The organism is Streptomyces sp. SID5785 (assembly GCF_009870065.1).
GTDB lineage: Bacteria > Actinomycetota > Actinomycetes > Streptomycetales > Streptomycetaceae > Streptomyces.
Map to the genome: position 1 here is coordinate 1 of NZ_WWIA01001084.1, position 2171 is coordinate 2171.

2 protein-coding genes are annotated in these 2171 nt (G+C 78.0%); one reads left to right on the top strand and one right to left on the bottom strand.

The features are described from left to right. Positions 1 to 523, top strand: a 523-nt coding sequence (locus GTW43_RS34985) for a methyltransferase domain-containing protein (protein WP_161305996.1), incomplete at its 5' end; no start/stop codon positions are given. Here the strand turns inward: GTW43_RS34985 and GTW43_RS34990 are convergent. Further along, positions 495 to 2171: GTP-binding protein (locus GTW43_RS34990; protein ID WP_161305997.1), on the bottom strand; the 1677-nt coding region annotated here is incomplete at its 5' end. The genes GTW43_RS34985 and GTW43_RS34990 overlap by 29 nt on opposite strands.

The following is a 2171-nucleotide window of genomic DNA, read 5'->3' on the forward strand; positions in this document are numbered from 1 at the left end:
ACACACCCCCGCGGACGCCGTCGTCGTCGACCTGTGCTGCGGCACCGGTGCGGTCGGCGCGTACCTGGCCGCACTGCACCCCGCGCAGTTGCACGCGGCGGACCTCGACCCCGCCGCCGTCCGCTGCGCCCGCCGCAACCTCGCCCCGTTCGGCGCCACGGTCCACGAGGGCGACCTCTACGCCCCCCTGCCGGCCGCCCTCGAAGGGCACGTCGACATCCTCGTCGCCAACGGCCCCTACGTCCCCACCGGCGACATCCCCCTGCTCCCGAGCGAGGCCCGCGACCACGAACGCCGGCTCGCTCTCGACGGCGGCACCGACGGCCTGGACATCCTGCGCCGGGTGGCGGCCCGGGCCCGCACCTGGCTCGCGCCGGGCGGCCACGCCTTCATGGAGACCGGCACCCACCAGGCCGGGGCCGCCCTCGCGGCGGTCGCCGCCGCCGGTCTGCGCCCGGTCCTCGCCGAGGACGAGGACCTGGGGGCGACCGTGATCATCGCGGCCCGCGACCGGGCGCGCTGACCCCCGGACCGGCCGGCGCGGCGGCGGCCGGCGACGCGTCGTCCTCCACCGCCCGGTCGCCCGACACCCGCGACCACCACACGGCCTCGCCGCGGGTGAGCCCGGGCAGCGCGAGCTCGACCGTCCGCACCCGGCGGGCCAGGATCTCACCGCGGACCAGCCACGACTCCCGCCCGCCCAGCGTCTCGCGGAACGCGGCCCCGGCCCCCGCGAGACAGGCCACCACCGGGGCGAGCGCGTCCAGCGGCACCTCCGCCTCGAAGGCGTGCACCGGCTCGAACAGCCGGGTCCCGGCCCGCTCCAGAGCCCGCCGCAGCACGACCGCCGTCACCGTACGGAAGTCGCCCGCGACGCTGACCGGGGAGGAGAACCCCGAGTGCGTCAGCGTCACCCGGCAGTCCGTCACGGGAGAGCCGTGCGTCCCGCCCCGGCCCGTGAGCTCCGCCTCCACGGTCTCCCGGACCGCCTGATGGAACGCCCGGGGGAGCGCGCCCAGTTCCGTCTCGTACGTGAAGACGCGACCGGAGCCGGCCGGTCCCGGCGCCACCCGCAGCCCGACCGTCGCGGGCAGCCCCGTCGTGCTGCGCCGCCCCATCTCCTCGACGTCCGCACCGGTGCCGACCGGGCGCTCGACGCACCGCACCCGGCTCGGCTCGAAGTGCGCGCCGATCCCGAACTCCTGCTCCAGCGTGGCCCCGAGGACCTCCTTCTGCACCTCGCCGTACAGCAGCAGTTCCGTCGCACCCTCGACCGTGGCGCGGGCGTGGATCAGCGGATCCTGGTCGGCCAGGTCGAGCAGCGCCGCGCGCAGCGCGCCGCCCTGACCGGGGCGCCGCGCGCGGACCACGGTCGCCAGCGTCGGCGGCGCGAACCGCACCCGCCCCTCCCGCAGTTCCCCGAGCCGGTCCCCGACCCGGACGCCGGACAGCCCGCGCACCTCGGCGATCTCCCCCGGACCGGCGACGGGTTCGGCGTCCGCCGACGCCCCGGCGACCCGGAGAGCGGTGATGCGGCCGGTCCGCCGCAGGGTGCCGCCGTCCGCGTCCCGGCGCAGGAGCGTGACGTCCTGACGGGCGCGCAGTGCGCCCGCGTCCATGCGCAGGTGGGCCACGCGCTCACCCGTCGGCCCCCGGTGCACGGCGAACACCGTGCCCGTGGGCCGGGCGTCCGGGTCCGCGGCGGGCGGCGGGGGCAGGAACTCCCGGAGCGCCCCGACGAGCCCGTCCACGCCCTGACCGCCCAGGGCGGACCCCAGGAGCAGCGGGTGGACGAGCCCGTCCGCGGTGCGCGCCGCGAGGGCCCGTCGTACGGCCGCGGCGTCCGGGGCCGGACCGTCGACCAGCGCGGCGAGCACCGCGTCGTCGACCTCGGCGAGGGTCGTGGCCGCGGCCTCCCGCACCGCCGCGTCCTCGAAGGAACGCGGCACGACGCGGGCGTCCGGCGTCCCTTCCCCGGCCACGTCGGCCAGGGGGACCACGTACGGCGTCAGACGGCGCCGGATGTCGTCGAGCAGCCCGGCGGTCCGCGCCCCCGGCCGGTCGATCTTGTTGACGAAGATCAGGGTGGGCAGGCCGATCCGGCGCAGTGTCCTGAGCAGCAGACGGGTGTGTGCCTGGACGCCCTCGACGGCGGAGACGAGCAGCACGGC